Origin of the sequence: Mycobacterium sp. UM_Kg1 (genome assembly GCF_000972925.1) — a bacterium.
Taxonomy (GTDB): domain Bacteria; phylum Actinomycetota; class Actinomycetes; order Mycobacteriales; family Mycobacteriaceae; genus Mycobacterium; species Mycobacterium hiberniae.
Window position 1 is genome coordinate 1 of sequence record NZ_JRMK01000236.1, and the last position, 3781, is coordinate 3781.

A 3781-nucleotide genomic window follows, 5' to 3' on the forward strand; every position below is an offset into this window, starting at 1 on the left:
GCTTGGACGGCGCCTGGGGCGGAAAGCCGGCAGGCCGCGGCGCCTCGGGCTGACGGGCCCGCAGCAGCATCGGGACGGCGGCCAGTATCACCAGCGCCGACACGCCGATCACGACGTAAAGCAGTCCGTGCGAGCTGTTCGCGGGCTGGTGAAAGCCCCGACCGAGATCCACCAGGGCCACCGTGGCCGCCACGCTCATGCCCAGCAGCGTCAGCCAGATCGCCGCGCAGGCGCCCAGCAGGACGCGGTCTGTGACTTCCGGGGAGCGTCCCGGTCCAAGGAATCGATCTGTCATGGTTCCGCCGCTCATCCGCAGCTCGTCGCCGGTGCATCGTTGCTGTTGGAGAACAACACCCTACCGTCACTGCTGGTGATCGAGCAGTTCAGCTTGCTCAGCCGCAGCATGCTGGTGGCCTCCACGGCCCCGATCTCCGACTGGGAAATGGGAGTCAGCGTCAGCGACCACGGAATGTAGGCGTTGCGCTGGGTGCGACGCTGCCCGGAGGCATCGACGTAGGTGATGGTGATCTGGTCGAACGGGGCCTTGGTGCCCGTCACCGAATACGTCACCTGCAGCGGCTTGGGCGGCGTGGTCGTGGTGGTCTCCTGCGTCGTGGCCGGTGGCTCCGACGTCGGCTCCTCGCTCGGCGCCGGAGGCGGCGGGGGCGGCGGCGGCTCCTCGCTGCTCGGCGGGGGCGGCGGCGGCTCCTCGCTGCTCGGCGGGGGCGGCGGCGGCACGGTGCTGCTGGGAGTGGTTCGGGTGATCTCGTCCTGTACCGGCGGCACCGGGGCGGTGCTCGTCGTCGTGGCCGGCGTCGCCAGATCCTGGGTCTCGGTGCGGGCGAACAGCAGGGCCACCGACACGACCAGCGAGATCGCGGCGATGATCACGGTGACACCGACCACCCATGGCCAACGCGGGGTCTTGGCGTCCGGATCCGGTTCGTCGGGGACGTCGTAGGTGTCGTAATCGTAGAGCCGCGGGTCCACCGGTACGTAGGGACCGCTCAGGAACTGCTCGGATTCGGGAGCCGAGTAGGCCTGCGAGTAGGCCGTGCTGTCCGGTGCCGGTGCCGTGGGTGTCGCCGCGAGGTCGTCAAGGGGCTGGATGTCTCCGCCGGGGCCCGCCTCGGGTGCGCCGGCCGAGGCCGGCTGACCGCTGCCGGAGCCCTCTTCTCCAGAGCCCGCCGCTGGGGGATTCGGCCCGCTCATTCCCGCCTATCCTCTTCACACCGCCGCGGCCACGGCGCCATGCCGTGGCCGGTCGCGGTCTACATCAACCACCGTTGGTCATTGTGCATCGGCAACCCTACCCAAACGGGTCGACACGGCGGCCGAGACGCAGGTGTGTGGTCAGTGCTTTTCGGGACCGATGTAGTACTCGAAGACCAGCCCGGCCACGCTCGAGAGCACGAACACCACGCCGGCGGCGATCAGCCACGGCAGCCACAGGGCGATTCCGACGGCGACCACCGACCCGGACAGTGCGACCAGAATCGGCCACCAGCTGTGCGGGCTGAAGAAGCCCAGTTCGCCGGCGCCGTCACTGATCTCGGCCGCTTCGTAGTCCTCGGGACGGGTGTCGAGTCGACGCGCCACGAACCGGAAGAAGGTGGCCACGATCATGGCCATCATGCCGGTCAGGAACAACGCGGTGGTACCGGCCCACTCCACGCCACCGGTGGCGAACTTCGCGGTCAGCACCGCATAGATCACCCCGACCACCAGGAAGAAGGTGGCGACGAACTCGAACAGCCTGGATTCGATGCGCATGAGGTTGTCCCTACTTGTTGCTGGCTTGGGGGGCTAGCAGGCCACGACGGCTGTCGAACGGGAAGGTCGATGTCGCCAGGGGGTCCTGGTTGATCGCCTCCAGCGCCTCGGCGTTGGTCTTCCCGGCGATGCGCTGATCCAGATAGGCCTTGAAGTCGTTGGGCGAGACCACCCGGACCTCGAAGTTCATCATCGCGTGGTAGGTGCCGCACATCTCGGCACAGTGGCCGACGAACGCGCCTTCCTTGGTGATCTCGGAGACCTGGAAGGTGTTCACCTGGTTGTTGCGCTCGGGCCAGGCGATGACGTCACGCTTGAACAGGAACTCCGGCACCCAGAACGAGTGGATGACGTCGGCCGAGTTCAGCACGAACTCGATGCGTTTGCCGCTCGGCAGCACCAGAACCGGGACCTCGTTGGTGGTGCCCACCGTCTCGACCTTGTCGAAGTTCAGGTAGGTCCGGTCCTCGACGTTGAGACCGCGCACCGGTCCCACCAGTTCCTCGCCGTGGTGGTCGACGCCCTCGGGCTTGGACGTCATGGCTTCCTTGCGGGCCGGGTCGGCGCCGTCGTAGGTGAGCGTGTGGTCGTGGAAATCCACCTTCTGGTAACCGAACTTCCAGTTCCACTGGAAGGCGGTGACGTCGACGACCACCTCGGGGTCCGGCTCGTGATGCAGCATCTCCTCCTGCACCACCACGGTGAAGTAGAAGATCACCGCAACGGCCAGGAACGGCAGGACGGTCAGCCCCAGCTCCAGCGGCATGTTGTAGCCGAACTGGCGCGGCAACTCGGTGTCGGTCGCCTTCTTGCGGTGGAAGATCATCGACCAGAAGATCATTCCCCACACGAGCCCACCGATCACCACCGAAGCGATGACCATGCCGATCCACAGCTTGTAGTTGGCTTCGGCCTGGGGGGTGATGCCCTTCGGCCAGCCGAAGCCGACGATGTCGGTCCAGTCGACGCTGCATCCGCTGAGCGTTACCGCCAGCAGTCCGAGCACGCCGGCCGCAGCCAGCGGTCGACGCAGACGGCGATGCGCAACGCCCTGCCCGCGACGTGTCACCTTGGTGCCTCCTCGAGTCACAGAACGGGCCGACTGACTCGGCGGAGCAGTCGAATACTACGCAGCGTAGACCACCCGGATCGCCGAGTCTCGACGTACCTGCCGGTTGGCCGCTCCGGTGTGTTGACCGGCGCCGCCGCCTCCCCCGGATCTGCGGCGGCCCCGCGCAGGCCTACGCAGCCGGCGGCCGATTCCGGTGCGGCATACTGGGACCCCATGTGTGGTCTGCTGGCCTTCGTGTGTGCCCCGGCTGGCACCGACACCGCGCGTCCGCGGTCGGCCGCGGAGATAGAGACAGTCGCCGGCGCGGTGGCGCGTGCGACCCACCTGATGCGCCACCGCGGACCCGACGAGCCGGGCGGCATCTGGGCCGGCGATCGCGTGGTGTTCGGCTTCAACCGGCTGTCGTTCATCGACATCGCCCATTCCCACCAGCCCATGCGGTGGGGCCCGCCGGAGGCACCCGAGCGCTACGAGCTGGTGTTCAACGGCGAGATCTACAACTACCTGGAGCTGCGCGACGAGCTGGCCGCCGAGCACGGCGCGGTGTTCGCGACCGACGGCGACGGCGAGGCGATCGTCGCGGGGTACCACTACTGGGGCACGGGTGTGCTGACCCGCCTGCGCGGCATGTTCGCCTTCGCGGTGTGGGACACCGTGGCCGGCGAGCTGTTCTGCGCCCGCGACCCGTTCGGGATCAAACCGCTGTTCATGGCGTCCGGGCCGGGCGGCACGGTGGTCGGCAGCGAGAAGAAGTGCCTGCTGGACCTGGCCGAGGTGGTCGGATTCGACGCTGGCGCTTCAGGCATCGACACCCGCGCCGTCCAGCACTACACGGTGCTGCAGTACGTGCCCGAGCCCGAGACGCTGCATCGCGGGATCCGGCGGCTGGAGTCGGGCTGCTACGCCCGTATTCGGCCCGGCGACGCGCCGCAGACC

Annotated in this window: 5 protein-coding genes; 1 reads left to right on the plus strand and 4 read right to left on the minus strand. The window is 68.1% G+C overall.

Features of this window, described 5'->3' with window-relative positions; genetic code table 11:
* The 4 genes from LI92_RS20310 to ctaC form a co-directional block, all read right to left on the minus strand.
* Window positions 1-310 (minus strand): DUF2561 family protein (locus tag LI92_RS20310; RefSeq protein WP_046322072.1); only part of this gene is annotated, 310 nt, incomplete at its 3' end.
* Window positions 307-1212, minus strand: coding sequence for an MmpS family transport accessory protein (locus tag LI92_RS20315; RefSeq protein WP_046322074.1), 906 nt, complete (start codon window positions 1210-1212; stop codon window positions 307-309). The genes LI92_RS20315 and LI92_RS20310, both read right to left, overlap by 4 nt.
* A gap of 141 nt (window positions 1213-1353) precedes the next feature.
* Window positions 1354-1773, minus strand: a complete 420-nt coding sequence (locus LI92_RS20320; RefSeq protein ID WP_046322076.1) for a cytochrome c oxidase subunit 4 — start codon at window positions 1771-1773, stop codon at window positions 1354-1356.
* Window positions 1774-1783: 10 nt separating this feature from the next.
* Complete coding sequence (ctaC, locus tag LI92_RS20325) at window positions 1784-2842, minus strand: aa3-type cytochrome oxidase subunit II (RefSeq protein WP_286135206.1); 1059 nt, start codon at window positions 2840-2842, stop codon at window positions 1784-1786.
* Window positions 2843-3058: 216 nt separating this feature from the next.
* Here ctaC and LI92_RS20330 point away from each other — a divergent pair.
* The coding region (locus LI92_RS20330) for a hypothetical protein (protein WP_046322081.1) at window positions 3059-3781 on the plus strand (723 nt) is incomplete at its 3' end.